This window comes from Natrinema hispanicum (genome assembly GCF_900111485.1).
In the GTDB taxonomy this organism is placed as follows: Archaea; Halobacteriota; Halobacteria; order Halobacteriales; family Natrialbaceae; genus Natrinema; species Natrinema hispanicum_A.
Genome location: NZ_FOIC01000006.1, coordinates 159569 through 181352 on the forward strand (window position 1 = coordinate 159569; position 21784 = coordinate 181352).

Sequence of the window (21784 nt, forward strand, 5' to 3'; positions counted from 1 at the left end):
ATACTGCACTATCGGCCCGTAATGGCTGCAGTTACGCTGGGTCCCGAAGGAACCTATTCACACCGGGCGACGAGTGCGATCGCCGACAACGGCGAGATCGACTTCCGCCAGTCGGTGACGGCGATCGTCGACGCCGTCGCCGCCGGCGAGTACGACCGGGGCGTCATCCCCATCGAGAACAGTATCGAGGGCTCCGTGACGGAGAGTCTCGACGCGATCGCCGACTACGACGTCGCCGTCGTCCGTGAGATCGTCACCCCGATCCGTCACGCCCTGCTCGCACAGGGGCCGGAGTTCGACACCATCGCCAGCCACTCCCAGGCGCTGGCGCAGTGTCGGTCCTATCTCGAGCGCGAGTACCCCGACGCGACCCTCGAGGCCGTCGCGAGCACGGCACAGGGCGTCGAGTTCGCCCGCGAGGATCCGTCGGTCGCGGGCATCGGTCATCCGGCGAACGCCGACGGCGACGGTCTCGAGGTGTTGGCCGAGGACATTCAGGATCAGGACTCCAATGCGACGCGGTTTTTCGCGCTCGCGCCCGCCGACGAGCGCTCGACCGGCGGCGGCAAGACCTCGCTGGTCGTCTATCCGAACGCGAACTATCCCGGGCTGTTGCTCGAGTTGCTCGAACCCTTCGCGGATCGGGATATCAACCTGACCCGCGTCGAGTCACGGCCGAGCGGCCAGCGGTTGGGCGATTACGTCTTCCACATCGACTTCGAGGCCGGCCTCTACGAGTCGCGCACACAGGAGGCGATCGCAGACCTCGAGGACCTCGCCGAAAACGGCTGGGTCCGGCGACTCGGCTCGTACGACACCGAACACGTCGTCGAGTAACGCTCGCAGACGGCTCGAGAGACCGAAAAAAGGTTATTCGCTGGTCGTGCTTTCCGTCGGGGTGATCCAGTCTCGGACGCGGTCGGCATAGGTTATCACGCCCAGTCCCGCCACGAACGACAGGAAGGCTGGCACGAGGATCCACAGGAGGTCGGGATGCTCAGAACCGGTGTGTAGGACGGTATCGATCATTGGCAATTCTAGGCGAGCAGCCGTGGATAATTCGACCGACGTGGGCAGCATTGACCGTTACCGAACGGGGCCGGTATCGTCTCGGACATTGCTGCGTTAGCCGACCACAAACTGTTTTTCAGGTCCCGCGCTACCACTGGTATGCCACTCGCTTCAGGTGACGACGCGCCGACCGTGACTGCACCGAATCAAGACGGTGAGGACGTCACCCTCGCGTTCGCGGAGCCGACGGTCGTCTACTTCTATCCCAGAGACGATACACCCGGCTGTACTATCGAAGCCAACCAGTTCCAGCGCGAGCGCGAAACCTACCAGGACGCAGGTGTCGCCGTCTACGGCGTCTCGACCGACGGCGTCGACTCTCACCAGTCCTTTTGTGCGTCGGAAGGGCTCGAGTTCGATCTCCTCGCAGACCCTGACGCCGAAATCGCCGAGGCATTCGACGTCGAGGTTCAGAACAACAAAACCGCGCGGACGACGTTCCTGCTGGCCGATGGCGAGGTGAAAGCGGTCTACGAAGCCGTCGACCCCGACGGCCACGCGCGCGAGGTCTTGCTTGCTGCACTCGAGGACGGCCTCGTCACCCTCCCGGAGTGACACCGAGTTTTGTCGCCATATCGCGGGCAGAATTTATCTCGGTCGGTCTCCTACACGCAAGTATGCGACGCAATCCGTTCACCGAGATCGAAGAGCTGCTCGACCGCCTGAGCCAACAGGTCGAAGAGGGAATGGCCGCTGGCGGCCTCCAGGTACCGGGTGCAGTCGCAGTCGACGTCGCCGACACGGACGGCGAATACGTCGTTACGGCCGACCTTCCCGGCTACGAGTCCGATGATATCGACCTGACGCTCACAGATGGCACGCTGCGTCTCGAGGCCACCCGGCGCGATCACGCTGCGTTCGATGACGACCGATATCTGCGGCGCGAACGGACCACGAAATCGGCGAGTCGGCGGATTCGTCTCCCCGAACCGGTCGACGAGGACGGGGTGGCTGCCGGCTTCGAGAACGGTGTTTTGACGGTTCGACTCCCGAAGGAGTCGAGCGACGAGGATACCAAGCAGATCGACATCGAGTGACTGCGCTACGACGACAAGCCGTGTCTTGTGTCGAATGTTCTGCGAACAGACCTGGCTGTTAGCCGACAGCAGCAGTAACGCGGTCGTTCGATCGCATCTGGACCGACCGACAATATCGGTGTTTGGCTGACTGTCGGGCAATGTATGGAAAGGTATAGGGAGGCCTCTTTCCCATATATAAGCAAATGAGTGACGAGGGATACGACCACGCGACGGTCGAACGGCGCTGGCAGGAGGCGTGGGACGACGCAGACGTCTACCGGACGCCCGACGACGTCGACGATCCGACGTACGTCCTGGGGATGTACCCGTATCCGTCCGGCAAACTCCACATGGGACACGTCCGAAATTACACGATCACGGACGCGTACGCTCGCTACCGCCGGATGCAAGGCGACGACGTGCTTCATCCGATGGGCTGGGACGCCTTCGGCCTCCCCGCGGAGAACGCGGCCAAGGAACGCGACACGAACCCGCGTGACTGGACGTTCGACTGCATCGAGACGATGACCAACCAGATGGAGTCGATGGGCTTTGGCTACGACTGGGAGCGCGAAATCACCACCTGTACGCCAGACTACTACCAGTGGAACCAGTGGCTCTTCGCTCGCTTCCACGAGGAAGGGCTGGTCGAACGCCGCGACGCCGAGGTCAACTGGTGTCCCGAGTGCGAGACCGTCCTGGCCGACGAACAGGTCGAGGGCGAGGCCGAACTCTGCTGGCGCTGTGACACCCCCGTCGAACAACGCGAACTCGAGCAGTGGTTCCTGAAGATCACCGAGTACGCCGACGAGTTGTTGGAAGCCATCGACGACCTCGAAGGCTGGCCAAACTCGGTGCGCCAGATGCAGCGCAACTGGATCGGTCGCCAGTACGGGACGGAACTGGACTTCGAGGCCGAGGGCCACGGTCCGGTCGAGGCCTTCACGACCCGTGTCGACACGATCCACGGCGCGACCTTCTTCGCGCTCGCGCCCGACCATCCGATCAGCGAGGACCTGGCCGAGGCAGACGACGACGTTCGACACTTCATCGAGCACGAAGCCGACCCCGAGGGCGACGAGCCAAACGGCGTCGAGACGGGCCTGACGGCGACGAATCCCGTCACCGGTGACGAGATTCCCGTCTACGTCGCCGACTTCGTCCTCTCGGACGTCGGGACGGGCGCGCTGATGGCTGTTCCAGGCCACGACGAGCGCGACCACGCCTTCGCCGAGAAGATGGGGATCGAGATCAAGCCGGTGATCGCTCCCGAGCCCGACGACTGGGACGGCGAGACGGTTCCCGACGCACCAGATGTCAGCGAGGACGCGTTCACCGATGACGGTGTCCTGATCAACTCCGGCGAGTACAGCGGCCTCGACAGCGAGACGGCCCGCGAGCGCCTGACCGAAGACATCGACAGCGCCGAGAAGGCCACCCAGTACCAGCTGCGCGACTGGGGCATCTCCCGTCAGCGTTACTGGGGCACGCCGATTCCGGTCATCCACTGTGACGACTGTGGCCCGGTCATGGTCCCCGAGGAGGACCTCCCGGTCGAACTGCCGGAGTTCATTAATACCACTGGCAACCCACTCGATGCTGCAGACGAGTGGAAGGAGACCACGTGTCCGGACTGTGGTGGCGACGCGACCCGCGAGACGGACACGATGGACACCTTCGTCGACTCCTCGTGGTACTTCCTGCGATACGTCTCGCCGGACCTCGAGGATGCGCCGTTCGACTTAGAGCGCGCGAACGACTGGATGCCCGTCGACCAGTACGTCGGCGGCATCGAACACGCCGTGATGCACCTGCTCTATTCGCGCTTCTTCACGAAGGTGCTCGCAGACCACGAAGGCTTAGAGCACCGCGAGCCCTTCACGAATTTGTTGGCACAGGGAATGGTCCAGCTCGAGGGCGAGAAGATGTCCAAGTCGAAGGGTAACGTCGTCTCGCCCCAGCGGATCGTCGAGGACTACGGCGCTGACACGGCGCGGCTGTTCATGATGCAGGCCGCCCAACCCGAGCGTGACTTCGACTGGAGCGAAGAAGGCGTCCGGTCGACCTATGCCTTCCTCACCCGGCTACAGGGGATGGTCGAGGACTACGTCGCGGATCAGCCCGACGGCGACGACGATGCGATCGCCAGCTACGTCGATGCCGAGATCGACGCGACGATCGCCATCGCCAGCGGCGAGTACGACGACCTGACGTTCAACAAGGCGCTGCGCGAAACCCAGGATCTGGTGCGGACGCTGCGCCAGTACGCCGACTACACCGAGCCCCACGCCGAAACCTACGAGCGCGGGCTATCGGCCGTCGTCCGACTGCTCGCGCCGGTTGCGCCCCACCTCGCTGAAGCGCTCTACGACGAACTCGGCGGTGACGGCTTCGTCGCCGAGGCCGACTGGCCGTCCGCGAAGATCGACCGCGATCGCGTCGCCAAGCGCCGTCAGCTGGTCGAAAACACCCGCGAGGACATCCGCGACATCGTGGAGGTCGCGGGTATCGAAGATCCCCAAGCTATCGACGTCGTCATCGCCCCTGACTGGAAGTACGACGCCTTAGAGATCGCCATCGAGAGTGACGCTGACAACCTGATCGGAGAACTCATGCAGCAGTCACACATCCGCGAGCAGGGCGACGCCGCTGCCGACTACGGCCAAGACCTCCAGGCCGAACGCGAGGCGCTGACGATGACCCTCGAGCCCGACGCAGAGTATGAGGCACTCGAGGCGGCCGCGTGGCTGATCGAACGCGAGTTCGAGGCCCCGGTCGACGTCGTCCGTGCTGACGAGGCAGCTGACAGCGTCCTCAAAAACGCCGAGCCTGGCCGGCCGGCGATCGAAATCGAGGACTGAGACGGGGCTGCTGTCCCGAGTGACTGGCACGACCGTGGACAGCTCGCGGTCGCGCTGCCATTGACGTACAGCAGTCTGTTTGACCGGCCACACCGACGGCGGCGATACCTGAACCACCATCAGACCTGACAACAGACTATCTATTTTATACGCTGGCCTGCTGTAGAGGCGTGACAGCACCGGTTGGTTCTGAGGATGACCGAACAACGCACAGCGCCATTTCGATGGCCGTTCCCAGGCAGGTCGTCACTGAACGCACCACACGGTATCACGATGACCCTTCGCAATGGGTTGTTCGCCCACTGGCCGGTCGACCCGGACGAACTTCGCCCGCACGTTCCCAGCCAGTTGGCACTCGAGACGTGGGATGGCCGCGCCTGGGTGAGCGTGCTCCCGTTCGTCCTCACGAACGTCGGCCTCCGCGGAACGCCGTCGATCGCACGGCTCGCTTTTGGTGACCTCACCGTCCGGACCTACGTCCGATATCGGGGCACTCCCGGCCTGTTTTTCTTCAGCATCGACATCGGGCGATCGCTGATCGCGACGACTGTCGGCCGAACGATCGGGTTGCCAGTCTCCAGTGCAACCATGCGGGTCGGTGCGACCGACCAAAACCGCGTGGCCTTTCGGAGCCGGCGACGGAAGACAGCGAGTGAGACACCCGCCCGCTTCGCCGCGACCTACCGCCCGACCGGAGCGGTCTCCCCTGCTCCGCCGGACACGCTCGAGTACTGGCTCACTGCTCGCCGACGGTTCTACGCGCCGACCGCACGCGGCATCGTGACCGGCGACATCGCACACGATCCGTGGCCGCTCCAGCCTGCCACGGTGACGATCTACGAAAACACGATGCTCGAGGCCGATGGCCTGCCGTCACCGACTGGCGAGCCGGTCGTCCACTACGTTGATGATGTATCGATGACTGGGTCAATTCCGTGGCTGCTACGCGGTCGCTGACGGCCCGCTTCTTACCCGTCGACACCGACCAGATCGAGCCCGTAGCCCGCCCCGTCGGCCGACGCCTGCTTGTAGACCACGTGTGCGGCCGCTACGTCCTGGATCGCGAGTCCGGTCGAGTCGAAGACCGTGATGCCAGTCTCGTCGCTCCGTCCGTCTTTCGCCCCGACGACGAGTTCGCCGATCTCGCCGTAGATATCTGCGTCCGTCAGCACCCCCTCGCCGTAGGGGACGTTGATCTCACCCGAATGCGTACACTGCTCGTGGTCGTCGATGACGATCCGAGCCGCCTCGAGCACCGCGTCGGCCAGTTCGTGTTTCCCCTCGGCGTCGGCACCGATGGCGTTGATGTGGGTGTGTTCGCCGACGTCCTCGAGATCCACGATCGGATCCTCGACCGGCGTCACCGTCGAGAGCACGTCACAGCTCCCGGCGTCCGCAATCGAGCCACCGCGGACATCGAACTGATCCTCGTAGGTCTCGACGAACTGTTCGACGCGCTCTTCGTCGGGGTCCGAGACGACGACCTCCTCGATCGGGCGAACCTCGCTGATCGCCTCGAGTTGCATATAGGACTGGACGCCGGCCCCGACGAGCCCGAGACTCGAGGCGTTCTCGACGGCGAGATAGTCGGTCGCGACGGCCGCCGCCGCACCGGTGCGTTTCATGGTGAGTGTCGTCCCGTCCATGATCGCAAGCGGGAAGGCGGTCTCGGGGTCGGAGTAGATCATCGTTCCCAGGACCGTCGGCAGGTCGTGGTCCTCGGGATTGTCGGGGTGGACGTTGACCCACTTGAGTCCCGCGGCGTCCCACTCGCCGGTATCGAGATAGGCGGGCATCGACCGGAAGTCGCCGTTGTACTGTGGGAGGTCGATGTAGGACTTGACGGGCATCTGCGTGTCGCCGCGCTCGAAGGCCCCGAAGGCACCCTCGACGGCGTCGATGACGTCGGCGAGGCGTGCGTACTCGTCGACATCGTCACTGTCCAGAACCAGCGTGTTCATACTGGTGACTATTGGTGGTGACTACTTATATTTCGTCAGTAGCTACCGACAGCACGCACCACTGCGTGTTGTCAGCCCGTCGCGTGGAGCAACACGACGCCGGTTCGATACGACGCGAGCCGGTCGCCGTCGCCCTCGTACTGAAACTCGAATGCCTCCGCGAGATCGGCCGGCGCGTCCGACAACAACGACCGAATCCGCTGGCGGTCTCCCTCGGGGACAGCCATGCGGTCGAGCCAGGCGTCGACCTCGAGTTCTCGGCTCGTCTCGTGGACTGTTTCGACCGTCAGGTCTGTCGCTGCGAGCCAGTCGAGCCACTGCGCTCGAGAGTAGGTCTCGACGTGTCCCGAATCGCGGAGTCGCTCGATTCGGTTGATGTCGGCCGCCAGCTCGGGATCGTCCGGAACGCAGAGATCCTCGAACGCGAACACACCACCCGGTTCGAGGACGCGCTCGACTTCGGCAAGGAACGCCTCGGGATCGGGAAAGTGGTGGGCTGCGAACCGACAGGTGACCGCGTCGAAGCGATCCGCGGGAAACGGGAGCCGTTCGGCATCGACTGCCACACCCTCGAGCCCCCGGTACTCCGTGGTCGCCGTCTGGACCATTGCGGGGGAGAGATCCGACGCGACGACTCTCGAGACGCCAGCATCTGCGAGCGACCCGGCTACGTGACCCGCACCAGTCGCCACGTCCAGCGCACACGTCGCGTCGCGACACCAGTCGATGAGTTGCTCGAGGTCCGCGCCGTGCTTGAGGATGTTCCCGTCCAGATAGCCGTCCGTTGCGTCGCTGAAAGACGCCGCGACGTCGCGTTTTCTGCCGGTGTTGTTCGTCACTGCCACTACTTATAGTGAAAACTACATGGTTGTTTCGCGTGATGTGTTGACGAACGATTGGCTGCTCGAGGTTCTGAGGAAGTGGACGGGAGAATTGAATACAAGAATGACGACGAACCGGCAACGAAAGATGGGCCGACTCGAAGTGGGAGGTGCAGTGATGCAAGCGGTACTAGCTCCCGTTGCGAGCGACGGGGCTCAAGTCTACTATCGGCGAGCGAGCGGTTCGAAGAACCCGAGCGACGCCGTTCACCGAGCGAAGCGCGGTTCGGAGCCCAAAGGGCGAGAACCGCGGAAGCGAACGGGCGAAGCCCGTGAGCGCTCCGCGCTCGGGCCGACGAGCGACCAACGGGAGCGAGGAGGCTTTTATACTAAATTTTGCCGAGGGCCGCCGAAGGCGGACCGTAGAGCAAAATTTAGTTTTACATCATGCCGCCCATGCCACCGCCCATACCGCCCATGCCGCCCATGCCACCGCCGCCCGGCGGCATCTCGTCGCCCTCGTCGTCGTCGTGGGAGACGGCGAGGTCGCCAGCGGCGATGACGTCGTCGATGCGCAGCAGCATGACGGCCGCTTCGGTGGCGGATTCGATGGCCTGGGTCTTCACGCGCAGCGGCTCGTAGACGCCCTCGGCATCCATGTCGATGGTGTCGCCGGTGTAGGCGTCGAGGCCGGCACCGGTGTCGCCACCGTCGTGGGCGCTGCGGAGTTCGACCAGCGAGTCGATGGGATCGAGTCCGGCGTTCTCGGCCAGCGTGCGTGGGATGACCTCGAGCGCATCTGCGAAGGCCTCGACGGCGAGCTGCTCGCGGCCGCCAACGGAGTCGGCGTAGTCACGCAGGGCAAGCGAGAGGTCGATCTCGGGTGCGCCGCCGCCGGCGAGGACTTTGCCGTCCTCGATGGTCGTTCGCACCACGCCGAGGGAGTCCTCGATGGCGCGGTCGATCTCGTCGATGACGTGCTCGGTGCCACCGCGGAGGATGAGGGTGACGGCCTGGGCGTCGTCGACGTCCTCGACGAAGATGCGCTGGTCGCCAGCGATCTCCTTCTGGGCGACGCTGCCGGCAAATCCGAGATCGTCCTCGGTCAGGTCGTCGACGCTCGAGACGGGCGTCGCGCCGGTTGCGCGGGCGAGCTGGCTCTGGTCGCTGGACTTGACACGGCGGACAGCGATGATGCCCTCCTGGGCGAGGTAGTGCTGGGCCATGTCGTCGATGCCGCCGTCGACGAAGACGACGTCAGCACCGGCGTCAGCGACCTGCTCGGCCATCTCGCGCAGCTGGGCCTCTTCCTGTTCGAGGAACTGCTCGAGCTGGTCGGGGTCGGTGACGTTGACTTCGGCGTCGATCTCGGTCTCTTTGATCTCTAAGTCGCCGTCGACGATCGCGACGTTGGCGTCCTCGGCGAAGTAGGGCATGTTCTCGGAGACGCGCTCCTTGTCGACGATGACGCCCTCGACGAGTTCGGAGTTCTCGATCGAACCGCCGACGACCTTCTCGACTTTGATGTTGTCCGTGTCGACGCCGTCGTCGTCAGCGACCGCGCGGACGGCATCGACGACGAGCTCGGAGAGGAGGTCTTTGGCGCTTTCGGCACCTTTGCCGGTCATCGCCGTCGCGGCGATCTGCTCTAAGACCTCGGTGTCGTCTTCGTCGACATCGATGGCGATCTCCTCTAAGGAGTCGATCGCTTCCTCGGCGGCCTCTCGATACCCCTGTGCGAGGGTGGTCGCGTGGATGTCCTGATCGAGCAGGTCCTCGGCCTGACTGAGGAGTTCGCCGGAGATGACGACGGCGCTTGTCGTGCCGTCGCCGACTTCCTCTTCCTGGGTCTCGGCGACTTCGACGATCATGTCGGCCGCGGGATGGTCGATCTCCATCTCCGAGAGCAGGGTGACACCGTCGTTCGTGACGATGACGTTGCCCGAGGAGTCGACGAGCATCTTGTCCATCCCCTTCGGGCCGAGCGTCGTCCGAACCGATTCGGCGACGGCTTTCCCGGCCTGGACGTTCATGGACTGTGCGTCCTCGCCAGAGGTGCGCTGGCTGTCCTCCGAAAGTACGATGAGGGGCTGGTTGCCCATCTGCTGTTGAGCCATAGTCACCCGAACGATTGATTGCTATTCTATATAAATCTTTTGCTACCTACCAAATGTAACCCCGTGATCACCCTTTCGTCTGTCGTTTTCGAATTGCTGGTTGTCGGGTATTTATACCGCTAATTCTCGAGAACGACCGGTCGACTGATACGGACTCCGACCAGTCAGTTCCGGCGCACCCGCGACCTGTCCTGCGGGTTCGCCGGTACCCAGTGATAGCAGACCGTATGACGCGTCGCTGGCGACTCGAGTCTCAGTCAGAAGCGGTGGAAGACGACTAGCCGGTCACGTGTCACCAGCCCGAGTAGCCACCGGAAACGGGTGGGAAGGGAAACTCAGGACTGGCCACCAGGGAATCGGTGGTATTCAAGTCCCTGATGTTTCATCTCGTTGTGTTTCTCCTCGAGGAAGGAGTAGACTGCGCCGTGGGGCGCGCCGTCGAGCAGCATCTCGGCGGCGCTGCGGACGGCGTCGACCTCCTGTGGGGCACCGATGATCCCGAGCGTCGAGCCGTAGATGACGACGTCGGCACCAGTCAGTTCTTCCATCAGTTCGCGGGTTCGGCCACCCTCGCCGATGAGCCGGCCCTTCTTGCGTTTCATGTCGTTTTTGTTGCGCGCGGCGGCGTCGATATCGACGACGTCGAATAACATCATGTCGTCCTCGAGGAGCCGTAGGGCGTCCTCGGGTGCAAAGCCGCGGCCGATCGCACGAACGATATCGGGGCCTTTGAGGCCGAGCACGGGATCGCCGACGGTCTCGACAGCGACGGAGCCGTTCTCCGAGTCGATGTCGAGTCGTACTTCCGCTTCCGCCTCGATCTCGCGCATCGTCTCGCCTCCTTCGCCAATAAGAACACCGATGCGGTCCTGCGGAATCTTCACGTGCTGCATACAGTCTGTTACTGGCTGGGTGAGGTTAAGACCTTGGTCCGCGAGTATTGGATACTGTCTGTCTCTCCCATGCACCTGTCTCGTTCGGTCTCCGATGCCGACGCTACTCGAGTGCCGATGGGACGCCGGCTCGCTCGAGTGCTTGCTGTCGTTCCGCGTCGGTGAGTCGATACGGCTGGATTTCAGTCGCCAGCTCACCCAGTGCAGCGCGCCGGCGCTGGTGTGCCGCGAGAAACGTGGTGATTCGATCGATCGCGATTTCTTTTAGTTCACCACTGAGCAGGTCGCCAGACCGATAGTCGGCCGCAATGCGCTCGAGTTCGGCATCGTCGGGTTCGAAGAAAAAGCGGAGATACTGAAAGAGAACGTCGACGGACGGATCACCACCCTTCTCGCGATGTTCCTCGAGGGTTGCTCGGCCGCCGGTGTAGGCATGTGTTCGAATCGTCTCGGCGACCGTTTCCGGGGCAGCAGTGAGATCGATCGAGGGGGCATCGGCGGACGAACTCATCTTTCCCGGTCCCTCGAGACTCGGAAGGAATCGGCCGAGGAGGGCACCGGGTTTCTCCACGGGGAGTGCCTCCTTCGCAGCAATGTCGCGACAGACGCGAACGTGCGGATCTTGATCGACGGCGATGGGGACGAGCGTCGGCTGCCGACCGCCGACGAGTTGCGGAAGCAGGAGGTGTGTCGCCTGGACGGCGGGATAGAACTGGAGACCGACGGTGTCTTGCTCGCCGTAGACGGCCTCGACGGTGGCCGGCGTGAGATGCGTTGCGAGTCGCACAGCGAGGGGGTAGATCACGTCTGCATCGACGGTATCGATGATGAGTCTCGTCTTGTCGGAATCGAAGCCAACGGCGAGAACATCGCGGAGATTCTCGCGGGTATGCTGTCCGATTTCCGCGAAGGACTGTGCTTTCGCGAGGAACTTTTCGTCGTCGGAAAGCGGGATGTAGACCGTTGCTCCCGTCTCCTGCTGAAGCCGCTTGGCGAGATACAGCGGGAGAACGTGACCGAGATGCATCGGTCCCGACGGCCCTCGTCCGGTGACGATCGCGTGCGGCGCATCGGCTTCGGCAGCCTCGAGGTACTCATCGATGTCTCGGCCCGCATAGAACGTTCGACGACGGAGCAGCGGGTGCTCGGGAAAGCGAGCGAGCTGGTCGTCGGTGAGCCGATCGGCCCCGAACCGGTCGATGAGCTTCTCGTAGTCGATCTCGCCGTCGACGGCATACGGGGTAACGGTGAAGTCGTCAGTGGCAGTGGCGGTACGTGTCTCAGTCGCGTCGATATCGGTTTCGGTGTGATCAGTGGGTGACATTCGCATTGGGTCGGCGACGGCAACAGCTGGCAGTCGGTTCCAGCAAAAACGAGCGGAGGGAGCGATCGCCGCCGCAGCCGCCGGGTTAGGCCGCGTCGCCCGCCGCGACGACACTGTCCGCTCTCGAGGGCGCGTGCCATCGCCACTGCCAGCCGAGAGCGGACATCAGTATGACTACATTTCGGACCGACAATAAAGAGGATTTCGGACCTAACTGACAGGCGTCCGTCTCAGTCTCGAGACGGGTCCGGCTCCGGACTCGTGACGAACGCGAGCAACTCGTCGGCGGTCACGTCGAGTCCCTGCCGGGAGAAAAACGAGGCGACGTTCCGACAGTCACGCTCTAAGAAGTCACGGCTGTTGGGGTGGTGGACGGTGACGGCCTGCCCGAGGTCGATGAGCACGAGTTGGCCCTCAGCCTCGTCGAAGACGACGTTGTATTCGCTCAAGTCGCCGTGGATCAGCCCGGCCGAGTAGAGCCGGCGCATGTACTCGCGCATGACCTCGTAGGCGGTTTGTGGGTTCTCGATGTGGACCTCGCCGAGGCGTTTCGCGCGGCCGTCCTCGGTGCCGATGTACTCCATGACCAACACGTTGCGCTCGGTGGCGATCGGCTCCGGCACGCGGACGCCGGCCGCTTTCGCCCGCTGTAAGTTCGCCAGTTCCTTTTTTGTCCACGCGAGGACGACGTCTTTCTTCTGGCCGCCCAGCCCCTCGAAACGCGGGTCGCCCTCGAGGTAGTCGCGCATCTGCCGGAAGTTCGAGGCGTTGATCCGGTAGATCTTGACCGCGACCTCGCGGTCATCGCCCAGCGCGTGGTAGACGTTTGCCTCCTTGCCTGTCGAGAGCGGGCCGCCGAAAGCCTCGACGTAGCCGTCCTGGACGAGCTTATACAGCGCCGCGAACGTCGCGTCGTCGAACACCGACTGTTCGACTTTGAACTGGTCGGCGTCCTTGATTCGCTCCTGGAACTGGTTGAACTCGCGATCGCGCTTGCGGGCGATCCGATCTGCTTCCGTATCCGAGACATCGATCTCTTCCCACTCGTCGCCTGGGGTCTCGGCTTCATCTACGTCGACCAGTCCGAACTCCGTTCCCTGTCCCATCTAGTCGGTCGTAGTGGCTCTGAAGGGTAAAGTACTGGGTCTCGTTTGGCGACGTGTCCTCGAGGGTGACAGTAACTTGGAGGCTTCGTTCGGCTGCTGTAACTCTCGAACAGACTTATCTACCTGTTCGTAGTCACGGAGTACCATGAGTGATGCTAGCACAGGTAGTGGCGCAGAGTCAGAGCACGACCACGCCCAGCACCACGAGGGTCCGGGCTACACAACGCCACAGGCTGCCATCGAGGAGGGCGGACGGGAGAAACTGGCCTACGTGATGAGTCTCTACGTCGGCACGGACGTCGACGCGCCGGACTTCGTTGCGGTCGTCGACCTCGATCCCGAATCGGACACGTACTGCGAAATCATCGACCGCATCGAGATGCCTAATCGCGGTGACGAACTCCACCACTTCGGGTGGAACGCCTGTTCGTCGTCGTGCCACATGGAAGGTCTCGAGCGCCAACACCTGATCGTCCCGGGTCAGCGGTCCTCGCGGCTTCACGTGATCGACGCGGCCGACCGGCGCAATCCCGAACTGGTCAAGGTGATCGAACCCGAGGAGGTCTTCGAGTACGACCTCTCGGCACCGCACACAGTCCATTGCGTTCCGGACGGACAGATCCTGATTAGCATGCTCGGCGACGCCGACGGCGACCTTCCCGGCGGCTTCCTCGAGCTAAACGAAGACTTCGAGATCGAGGGCCGGTGGGAGCCGCCAGGCGAGATCGAAATGAACTACGACTACTGGTATCAGCCACGCCAGAACGTGATGGTCTCGACCGAGTGGGCCGCACCGAAGACCTACTACCCGGGCTTCGATTTAGAGGACGTCGAGGAGGGGAAGTACGGCCAGCAGATTCATTTCTGGGACTGGGAGGAAGGCACCGTCGAACAGACGATCGACCTCGGCGAGGAAGGCCAGATTCCACTCGAGGTACGATTCCTCCACACGCCCGAATCGACGCACGGCTTCGTCGGGACTGCACTCTCGTCGAACATGTTCCACTTCTGGCGTGACGAAGAGGCCGGCGAGTACCGCGCTGAGAAGGCGATCGACTTCGAGGCCCGCGAGCATCCAGACTGGGACATGCCCGTTCCCGGGCTGACGACCGACATCCTGATCTCGATGGACGATCGCTACCTGTTCGGCTCGAACTGGCTCCACGGTGAGGTCTGGATGTACGATATTTCGGACCCGTCGAACCCGCGACGGGCCGACTCGCTTTCGGTCGGCGGCACCTTCGGCGACATTCGCGAAGTTCAGGGGCGGGAAATCGTCGCTGGCCCGCAGATGCTCCAGCTCTCGCTGGATGGCGAACGGCTCTACTGGACCACCTCGCTGTTCTCGTCGTGGGACGACCAGTTCTACCCCGAGGAGGCAGAGCGTGGCTCGGTGATGTTGAAAGCCGATGTCGATCCCCGAACGGGCACCCTCGAGTTAGATGAAGACTTCCTCGTCGACTGGGGAGAGTGTCCGGCGGGTCCGGCCCGCGCCCACGAGATCCGCTGGCCCGACGGCGACTGCACGAGCGACGTCTGGCAGTGACTGCGCCAATGGCGAGCCATGAGGTCCGCCTCGAGTGGCCCACCGGCCGGACGAAGACGGTGACGGTTCGCGAGGACGAGACGGTCCTCGAAGCGGCCGGACGCGACGGGATCGGACTGCCCTACGGCTGTCGAACCGGTGCCTGCGGGACCTGTACCGGTCGGCTGCTCGAGGCCGCCGGACACGAGTCGAACGACGAGCAGGTCCTCGACGTCGACGACGCGTTCGCGTATCGCCGGTGCCAGCGAGCGCTGAAGGATCGACACCGGGCAGACGGCTACGTCCTGTTGTGTGTCGCCGAGCCGCGAGCCGACTGCCGGCTCGCTGTCGGCCCCAGCGTCCATACGGAACTGGTCGAAAACCCGTGGAAATGAGGTTGCTCGTCGACCCGACCCAAGCCGGATCGAAATAGCTCGATCGCGTCGCTGTCAGTACCGTTAACGGGGGCGAGCCGCTACCCTCGAGCAATGCCAGCCGCCGACGAGAACGCGGACGCGGACAATCCCTATCTCCGGGATCCGCCGACCGATTTCGCGCCCATCGAAGAACTGTCGGAGACTGAGGCCGAGCAGCAAGTCGAACTGCTTCGCGAGGCGATCCGCGAACACGACCGCCGCTACTACGTCGAAAGTGAGCCGCTGATCGCCGATCGGACCTACGACGCGCTTTTCGCTCGCCTGCAGGAACTCGAGGACGAATTCGACCTCGCCCATCCCGACAGCCCCACCCGCAGCGTCGGTGGCGAACCACTCGAGGCGTTCGAGACGGTCGAACACGTCGCGCCGATGCTGTCGATCGACGCGAGTGGTGAGGCCGAGGACGTTCGAGCGTTCGACGACCGTGTCCAACGTGAGGTCGGGACCGTCGCGTACGTCTGCGAACCCAAGTTCGACGGCGTCTCCATGGAGTTCGTCTACGAGGACGGCCGACTCGAGCGCGCGGTCACCCGCGGTGACGGGCGCGAAGGCGACGACGTGACAGCCAATGCGCGTACCATCGGCTCCGTCCCGCAGCGACTCCACGGCGACTATCCCGACTTCCTCGCTGTGCGGGGCGAGGTCTACATGCCCAAAGACGCCTTTCAGGCGTACAACCGCGAGCGCATCGAGCGTGGCGAGGACCCCTTCGCGAATCCCCGCAACGCTACCGCTGGCACGATCCGCCAACTCGATCCGTCGGTCGTCGCCGAACGCCCGTTGTCGGTCTTCTTTTTCGACGTGCTCGAGGCCAGCGACCTTGCGGACAGCCATCAGGCCGAACTCGAGTCCTTCCCCGACTATGGCCTGGGGGTAAACGACCGCGTGAAGATTGTCGAGAATATCGAGGGCGCGATCGACTATCGCGACCGCATGCTCGCGGCCCGCGACGAGTTAGACTACGAGATCGACGGCGTCGTGATCAAAGTCGACGACCGCGAGGCCCGCGAGGAACTCGGCCGGACGGCCCGCCACGACCGGTGGGCGTACGCCTACAAGTTCCCCGCCCGCACCGAAGTGACCACGATCGCAGACGTTGCCGTTCAGGTCGGTCGAACCGGCCGGCTGACGCCCGTGGCTCTGCTCGAGCCGGTCGACGTCGGTGGCGTCACCGTCTCGCGGGCGAGTTTGCACAACCCTGCCGAGATCGCAGAGAAAAACGTCAACGTCGGCGACACGGTCCGCGTCCAGCGTGCTGGCGACGTGATCCCCTACGTCGAGGAGGTCGTCGAGAAAGGCAGCGAGGGCCACTACGAACTGCCAGACACCTGCCCTGTCTGTGACAGCCCTGTCGAGCGCGACGGCCCCATCGCGTTCTGTACCGGTGGCTTAGGCTGTGACGCCCAGCTCCGCCGATCGATCGAATATTATGCCGGTGACGACGGTCTCGATCTCGAGGGCCTCGGCGAGAAAAGCGTCCGCCAACTCGTCGACACCGGGCTGCTCGACTCCGTTGCCGACCTCTATGACCTCGAGCGCGACGACCTGACCGATCTCGAGGGGTGGGGTGAGACGAGTGCCGCGAACCTCCTGTCGGAAATCGAGGCCAGCCGCGAGCCCCAGCTTGCCGAGTTCATCTCGGCGCTTGGCATCCCCCACGTCGGCCCAACGACGGCCCGCGAACTCGCCCGCGAGTTTGGCACCTTCGGGGCGTTTCGCACAGCCGCGGAAGACGAGCCTGACCGGCTCGAGGGCGTCAGCGATGTCGGCGACACCGTCGCCGAGACGATTCACGACTTCTTTACGAGCGAGGCCAACGCTGTCGTGGTCGACGATATCCTCGAGCATGTCTCGCCACAGGAAGCCGACACCGGTGCTGGCGGCGACGAACTCGACGGTCTCACGTTCGTCTTCACTGGCTCGCTCGAGGGAATGACCAGAGGCGAGGCCCAAGACCTCGTCGAAGCCCACGGCGCGAACGCGACGAGCGGCGTCTCAGGCAACACGGATTACCTCATCGCCGGCGAGAATCCGGGCGCGACGAAACAGGAGGACGCACGGGACAACGACGCGCCGATTCTCGACGAAGACGAGTTTTGGGCGCTGCTCGCAGAGCGGGGGATCGACCTTGAGTAGTCACTCGAGAACGCAGGCCTCGAGCCAGACCAACGGGGACCTCACCCGCGGTGAGTGAGCACCACGACGACCGCGATCACGGCGGCGGCAACGCCGATGAGCATCGGCACAAGCTGCCCTGAACTCCACTCCCAGCCGAGATACCGGGTCCCGATGATGGCGACGAGCGCAACGACGATGCCGATCGCCGTGATGGCCGGCGACGAGGTCCGACCGATCGAGAGTGCCATGCCTGAATGTTATCGAACCAACACAATAAGCGCTGGGCCGACCCTGTCAGATGTCCATTCAGGTCGGCATTCGCTCGGCGATAATCGACAGCGACTCCCGCCCGTGTACCTCGCCCTCGAGATCCGGCAGCGTCACGATTTCGAGGTCGGGAAACGTCTCGTGGATCTCGGCGAGGCGCTCCTCGTGGCGGGCCTGTCGGGACTGACAGCGCGGACAGCCCTCGTGTGGGTCCTCGAGCACCCGGTTGACGATCAGGCGCTCGACGGGCACGTCGACCTCGCGAAGTCGCGCGACGAGCCGTTCGGTCTCCGCGATAGCCATCTGCTCGGGGATCAGGACGACCCGAAACTCGGTTCGGTCAGGATCGGCGAGCAACTCGCGGGCGCGCTCGAGACGGGCCTGAAACGACGCAAGGCTCTCGTCGTCGTCCTGGTTGCCGAGCATCGACAGCGGCCCGAACATCGCCGTGCGGGCGGCCGAGCCGATCCGGCGGGCCTGCCCGCGTAGCGATTGGGCCGTCTCGAGTGCGTTGCCCATGATACCGGGCATATCGAACAGCCGCAGTGTGTGGCCCGTTGGCGCGGTGTCGAAGACGATTACGTCCCACTCGCCGGCGTCGACGTATTCGACCAGCAAGTCGAGTGCTGCGATCTCGTCGCTGCCGGCCGGCATGCCGCCGGAAAACAGCCGTTCGATCTCCGCATCCGAGAGGCTGATACCGGCACTGCGCAGATCGGCCGCCAGCGCACGCGCCAGTTTTTCGTAGCGCTCCTGTTGTGTTGCCGGATCGATCTCGACGCCCCACAGCTCGCCTTCGGCGTGTGGCTCTCCCTCGAGCGGGCCTGGTAGCTCGAGTGCGGTCGGTTCCGAGTCAATATCGGCCTCGAACGAGTCGGACAGTGAGTGGGCTGGATCGGTTGAGACAACGAGCGTCCGCTGCCCGGCGGCAGCAAGCGAGAGTCCGGTGGCCGCAGCACAGGTCGTTTTGCCGACGCCGCCTTTTCCGCCGTAGTAGATGCAGTCGGTCACGGCCACGGTTACCACGGTCGCTGATATAAACGGTGTCCCGAACCTAGAATCGCACGTCTCGATGGGAGCCGGCCGATGCCGGCCGGTGCGCTCAGATGTCGACGCGGTCGAACCGGTAGAGCGCGACGGCGAGCGGGACGGCGATCCAGAACAGCAAGATCAGCAGGGAGAACCAGTCCTGCAGGAAGAACGGCAGCCCATCGGGGAAGGCAGCCGTCGGGAACCGTGTCCCGATCCGGTCACTGGAGAGGGCGCTAAACAGCGTGATCGTGTTCTGATAGGCGTTCCCCGGGTCGATCATGTCGATAAACAGCGCCCAGTCGGGGAGTCTGGTCGTCTCGATCTGTTGGCCGGTCAAGCCCGTCGTCGTGTAGGTGACGCCCTCGATGTAGCCACGTTGCATCAGGAGGCCGAGTGCCGTCCGGATCGAGTTCCAGACGATATAGAACAGGACGAAGATGCCAAACATCGCCGCGCCGGCCATCGTCGTCGATCGGGTCAGCGACGACAGCGAGACGGCGATACTCATGTACGCGAGCCCGTAGACGATCGTCATCGCGAGGAAGGCGATGTACGCGGGGAAGGAAAACTCCGAGACCGCGAACACGACGGCGACCATCGCGATGAGGAAGCCGATAAGCAACGATAGCGAGAGCACGGCCGTCCGACCGAGCAGCTTACCCAGTAAAACGTCTTTCCGAGAGTGAGGCAGCGACAGTAGGATCTTGATGCTCCCCGCTTCGCGCTCGCCGGCGATGGCCTTCCAGCCGAGGAGCAGCGCGATCAGTGGGATAATCAGCTTACACACCTGACTGACGAGGGCGATGAAGCTGATCGTCGTAAAGTTGTCCGGATTCGCCCACGAGAGGAACCCGGCAAGAGCGGCCATCAGCGTGAAGAAAAACGCGCTCAGTCCCCAGAACAGCCACGAGCGAACCGCATCCTGGAAGTCTTTCTTCGCGACCGCGCGGACACTCTCTGTGTCGATCGAACTCGCAGGCGAGTTGCCCGCGTCCGTCGCATCCGTCCCAGCTCCGGTTTCGGTACTCATTGCGCGTGCACCTCCGTTTCCGTATCGGTCGTATACGACTGGAAGACATCGTCGAGCGAGGCTTCGGTCGTCTCGAAGTCCTGGATCTCGATGCCGCGATCCTCGAGCGCCGAGAGGACAGCCGTCTTCGAGCCATCGACGGTGACGACGACCGTCGGCGGTGCGTGGGACTCAACGGTGGCGTCGGTGACGTCGGGCAGCGAACGGACCGCCTGCAGGGCGTCATCGTCGATCCGATCGACGGTGACCCGTAGCGTCGTCCCGCCGTCGACGGAGTCGCGCAGTCCCTCGACGGAGTCGACGGCGACCATCTGGCCGTCGCGCAGAATGCCAACGCGGTCACAGACCGTCTCGACCTGCTCCATGATGTGACTCGAGAAGAAGACGGTCGCGCCCCGCTCGTTTTCTTCGCGGACGATTTCGCGCATCTCGCGGGCTCCGTTTGGGTCGAGTCCGGTGGAGGGCTCGTCTAAGATCAGCAGGTCGGGTTCGCCGACCAGTGCCATCGCGAGCATGAGCCGCTGGGCCATCCCTTTCGAGTAGCCCCCGGCTTTCCGGTCGATCGCATCGGTCAGCCCGACGCGCTCGAGCAGCGCCTCGGGGTCGTCGGTGGCGTCTTTCGAGTCGATGACGAACTCGAGGTGCTGGCGGGCGGTGAGCCGGTCGTACAACTCGACGCCCTCGGGGAGCACGCCGGTTCGCTGTCGGATCTCTCGGCTCTGTCGCTGGGCGTCCATGCCGAGGACGCTGGCCGAACCCGACGTCGGGCGGACGAAATCGAGGAGAACGTTGATCGTCGTCGACTTCCCGGCCCCGTTGGGCCCGAGAAAGCCGAACACCTCGCCGTCCTCGACCTGGAAGGAGAGCGCTTCGAGTGCGACGGTCTGACCGAACCGCTTGGTCAGCTCGTCGACTGTGATAGCGGGCATGGCTGTGTGGTCGGAGCCGTGCCCGATAAGATTTGTGCCACTCGAAGCGCGGCTGAATTCATCTGTTTCAGTTCGTCAACGATCGGATTCGGGGGTCCGAGCTGACGCCGCAGGTCAGATCGGATCGTCGGGATCGTACCGCTCGGCGGTTCGGTCGACCTCCGTGGCGTAGCGGTCGCGGGTTTCCTCGTCGGGCACCGCCTCGAGTTCGTCTTCGGGAATCTCGACCGCTGCGGTGACTTGCGTCCCGGTTCGCAACGCCGTCGAGGACCGCTGGCGCTGCTGATAGCGCGAGCCGTCCGGCGTCGCATAGACCAGCGTGACGAAATCGCGGTCGCCCAGTTCCCGTTCGACCAGCCAGCACTGCACCGTCGAGTCGCTCATAGCCGACGAGTTTGCAGTCGAGCACCGAGAATGTACCGCGTTCGCGCCGTCCGTCCCGAAGGGACGGCCTACGGATGCGAACGGCGAGCGTACACGCGCGAATGACGTCCATATGCGCGTGAACGAGCCCCGACGTACTTGGTGGTCGATGGTGGACAGGTGACGACCACCGATGGCCGGACGCCGGACCGAACGGATCGACGAGTGGCGCGAACGCGTCGACGAGCTGTGTTACGACGGCGAACGCGTCGAACACCGCCTCGACCTCGAGTGCGCGACGGTCGTCGTCACGACCCAGCGCGTGCTGGCGTTCGTTCCCACCACTGCCGGCCCAGCCTTTCGCCACGTCGATCGACCGAACGTCGGGACCGTTACCCTCGAGACGTCGCAGCGACTGGCCGTTCTCTGTGCCGGGATCATCGCCGCGTTTGCCGGCGTCGCCACGCTCGAGATGGCGACTAGCATCACCGTCTCGTCGGCCGTTCCGTCCGTCGACCTCGAAGGGATCGCGCCCCTGCCCGGCTCCAATCTGCTCGTCGGCTTCGTCGAGACGGTGCTTGCGGCCATCGAAACCGGGCTGTTACTGCTGCAGTGGAGCGTCCTCTTGGCCGGTGTCGCCGCACTCGTCGCCGCGATCGGCCTCATCACGTACTACATTCGCTCGCGCACGCGGCTGCTCGTCGTGCGCGTCAGCGGTGACGACGACCTCGTGGTTCCCGTTAGCGGCGTCGATCTCGAGGACGAGCTGGTCGTCGATCTCGAGGCTGCGATTCGGCCAGCACCGGAATCGACGCCAGCGCTCGAGGCCGAAGACGGCCGACGTACCAGCAGCCGGAACTGGACCGAGATCGATCACGAGGAGTCAGGCTGAAACCGTCCCGCTCCGTAG

General features: G+C 63.9%; 21 protein-coding genes. 9 read left to right on the plus strand and 12 right to left on the minus strand.

The genetic code is table 11. From position 1 onward, the window contains the following. Window positions 1-21 precede the first annotated feature (21 nt). Entirely contained in the window at window positions 22-837 is an 816-nt protein-coding gene (gene pheA, locus BSG09_RS08325; RefSeq protein ID WP_092932032.1) for a prephenate dehydratase, read from the plus strand. A 33-nt stretch (window positions 838-870) separates the two neighbouring features. Here pheA and BSG09_RS20765 read toward each other — a convergent pair whose 3' ends face one another. Continuing rightward, a complete protein-coding gene (locus tag BSG09_RS20765) occupies window positions 871-1029 on the minus strand; it encodes a hypothetical protein (RefSeq protein ID WP_175542172.1) in 159 nt (52 codons plus the stop codon). Window positions 1030-1170: 141 nt separating this feature from the next. On the opposite strand from BSG09_RS20765, the gene BSG09_RS08330 reads away from it, so the two are divergent. The 4 genes from BSG09_RS08330 (at window position 1171) to BSG09_RS08345 (ending at window position 5908) form a co-directional block, all read left to right on the plus strand. After that, the gene (locus tag BSG09_RS08330) at window positions 1171-1626 is read left to right on the plus strand and encodes a peroxiredoxin (protein ID WP_092932034.1); all 456 of its coding nucleotides are present in this window, start codon (window positions 1171-1173) and stop codon (window positions 1624-1626) included. Window positions 1627-1688: 62 nt separating this feature from the next. Next, window positions 1689-2108, plus strand: coding sequence for an Hsp20/alpha crystallin family protein (locus BSG09_RS08335; protein ID WP_092932036.1), 420 nt, complete (start codon window positions 1689-1691; stop codon window positions 2106-2108). 185 nt (window positions 2109-2293) lie between these two features. Then, window positions 2294-4951, plus strand: a complete 2658-nt coding sequence (leuS, locus tag BSG09_RS08340) for a leucine--tRNA ligase (RefSeq protein ID WP_092932038.1) — start codon at window positions 2294-2296, stop codon at window positions 4949-4951. A 195-nt stretch (window positions 4952-5146) separates the two neighbouring features. Next, on the plus strand, window positions 5147-5908 hold the full coding sequence (locus BSG09_RS08345; RefSeq protein ID WP_092932040.1) for a YqjF family protein: 762 nt from the start codon (window positions 5147-5149) through the stop codon (window positions 5906-5908). A gap of 11 nt (window positions 5909-5919) precedes the next feature. On the opposite strand, the gene BSG09_RS08350 is transcribed toward BSG09_RS08345, so the two are convergent. From BSG09_RS08350 to rio1, 6 genes are all read right to left on the minus strand, one after another. After that, complete coding sequence (locus BSG09_RS08350; protein WP_092932042.1) at window positions 5920-6912, minus strand: ornithine cyclodeaminase family protein; 993 nt, start codon at window positions 6910-6912, stop codon at window positions 5920-5922. 71 nt (window positions 6913-6983) lie between these two features. After that, complete coding sequence (locus BSG09_RS08355) at window positions 6984-7751, minus strand: methyltransferase domain-containing protein (protein ID WP_092932044.1); 768 nt, start codon at window positions 7749-7751, stop codon at window positions 6984-6986. 422 nt (window positions 7752-8173) lie between these two features. Next, window positions 8174-9835, minus strand: a complete 1662-nt coding sequence (gene thsA, locus BSG09_RS08360; RefSeq protein WP_092932046.1) for a thermosome subunit alpha — start codon at window positions 9833-9835, stop codon at window positions 8174-8176. 350 nt (window positions 9836-10185) lie between these two features. Further along, on the minus strand, window positions 10186-10743 hold the full coding sequence (locus BSG09_RS08365; protein ID WP_092932048.1) for a KH domain-containing protein: 558 nt from the start codon (window positions 10741-10743) through the stop codon (window positions 10186-10188). A 103-nt stretch (window positions 10744-10846) separates the two neighbouring features. Next, window positions 10847-12067, minus strand: coding sequence for a tryptophan--tRNA ligase (locus tag BSG09_RS08370; RefSeq protein ID WP_092932050.1), 1221 nt, complete (start codon window positions 12065-12067; stop codon window positions 10847-10849). Window positions 12068-12297: 230 nt separating this feature from the next. Further along, entirely contained in the window at window positions 12298-13173 is an 876-nt protein-coding gene (rio1, locus tag BSG09_RS08375; protein WP_092932052.1) for a serine/threonine-protein kinase Rio1, read from the minus strand. A 145-nt stretch (window positions 13174-13318) separates the two neighbouring features. Here rio1 and BSG09_RS08380 point away from each other — a divergent pair, with 145 nt between their 5' ends. The 3 genes from BSG09_RS08380 (at window position 13319) to ligA (ending at window position 17271) form a co-directional block, all read left to right on the plus strand. Next, a complete protein-coding gene (locus BSG09_RS08380) occupies window positions 13319-14719 on the plus strand; it encodes a selenium-binding protein SBP56-related protein (RefSeq protein ID WP_092932054.1) in 1401 nt (466 codons plus the stop codon). Window positions 14720-14727: 8 nt separating this feature from the next. Continuing rightward, complete coding sequence (locus BSG09_RS08385) at window positions 14728-15093, plus strand: 2Fe-2S iron-sulfur cluster-binding protein (RefSeq protein WP_092932056.1); 366 nt, start codon at window positions 14728-14730, stop codon at window positions 15091-15093. Window positions 15094-15186: 93 nt separating this feature from the next. After that, window positions 15187-17271, plus strand: a complete 2085-nt coding sequence (gene ligA, locus BSG09_RS08390; protein WP_092932059.1) for an NAD-dependent DNA ligase LigA — start codon at window positions 15187-15189, stop codon at window positions 17269-17271. 41 nt (window positions 17272-17312) lie between these two features. Here ligA and BSG09_RS08395 read toward each other — a convergent pair whose 3' ends face one another. The 5 genes from BSG09_RS08395 to BSG09_RS08415 all read right to left on the minus strand — a co-directional run bounded on the left by BSG09_RS08395 (window position 17313) and on the right by BSG09_RS08415 (window position 20895). Then, window positions 17313-17501 carry a multidrug transporter gene (locus BSG09_RS08395; protein WP_092932061.1) on the minus strand — a complete coding sequence of 63 codons (189 nt, stop codon included), beginning with the start codon at window positions 17499-17501 and terminating at the stop codon, window positions 17313-17315. Between the two features lie 58 nt (window positions 17502-17559). Next, on the minus strand, window positions 17560-18531 hold the full coding sequence (locus BSG09_RS08400) for an ArsA family ATPase (protein WP_092932116.1): 972 nt from the start codon (window positions 18529-18531) through the stop codon (window positions 17560-17562). A gap of 91 nt (window positions 18532-18622) precedes the next feature. Continuing rightward, window positions 18623-19582: an ABC transporter permease gene (locus tag BSG09_RS08405; protein ID WP_092932063.1), complete on the minus strand. Its 960-nt coding sequence runs from the start codon at window positions 19580-19582 to the stop codon at window positions 18623-18625. Then, on the minus strand, window positions 19579-20511 hold the full coding sequence (locus tag BSG09_RS08410) for an ABC transporter ATP-binding protein (protein WP_092932065.1): 933 nt from the start codon (window positions 20509-20511) through the stop codon (window positions 19579-19581). Before BSG09_RS08410 ends, BSG09_RS08405 begins: the two co-directional genes overlap by 4 nt. A gap of 114 nt (window positions 20512-20625) precedes the next feature. Further along, window positions 20626-20895 (minus strand): hypothetical protein, encoded by a 270-nt coding sequence (locus BSG09_RS08415; protein ID WP_092932067.1) that lies wholly within the window; start codon window positions 20893-20895, stop codon window positions 20626-20628. A 172-nt stretch (window positions 20896-21067) separates the two neighbouring features. On the opposite strand from BSG09_RS08415, the gene BSG09_RS08420 reads away from it, so the two are divergent. Beyond that, a complete protein-coding gene (locus BSG09_RS08420; RefSeq protein WP_175542173.1) occupies window positions 21068-21766 on the plus strand; it encodes a hypothetical protein in 699 nt (232 codons plus the stop codon). Window positions 21767-21784 lie beyond the last annotated feature (18 nt).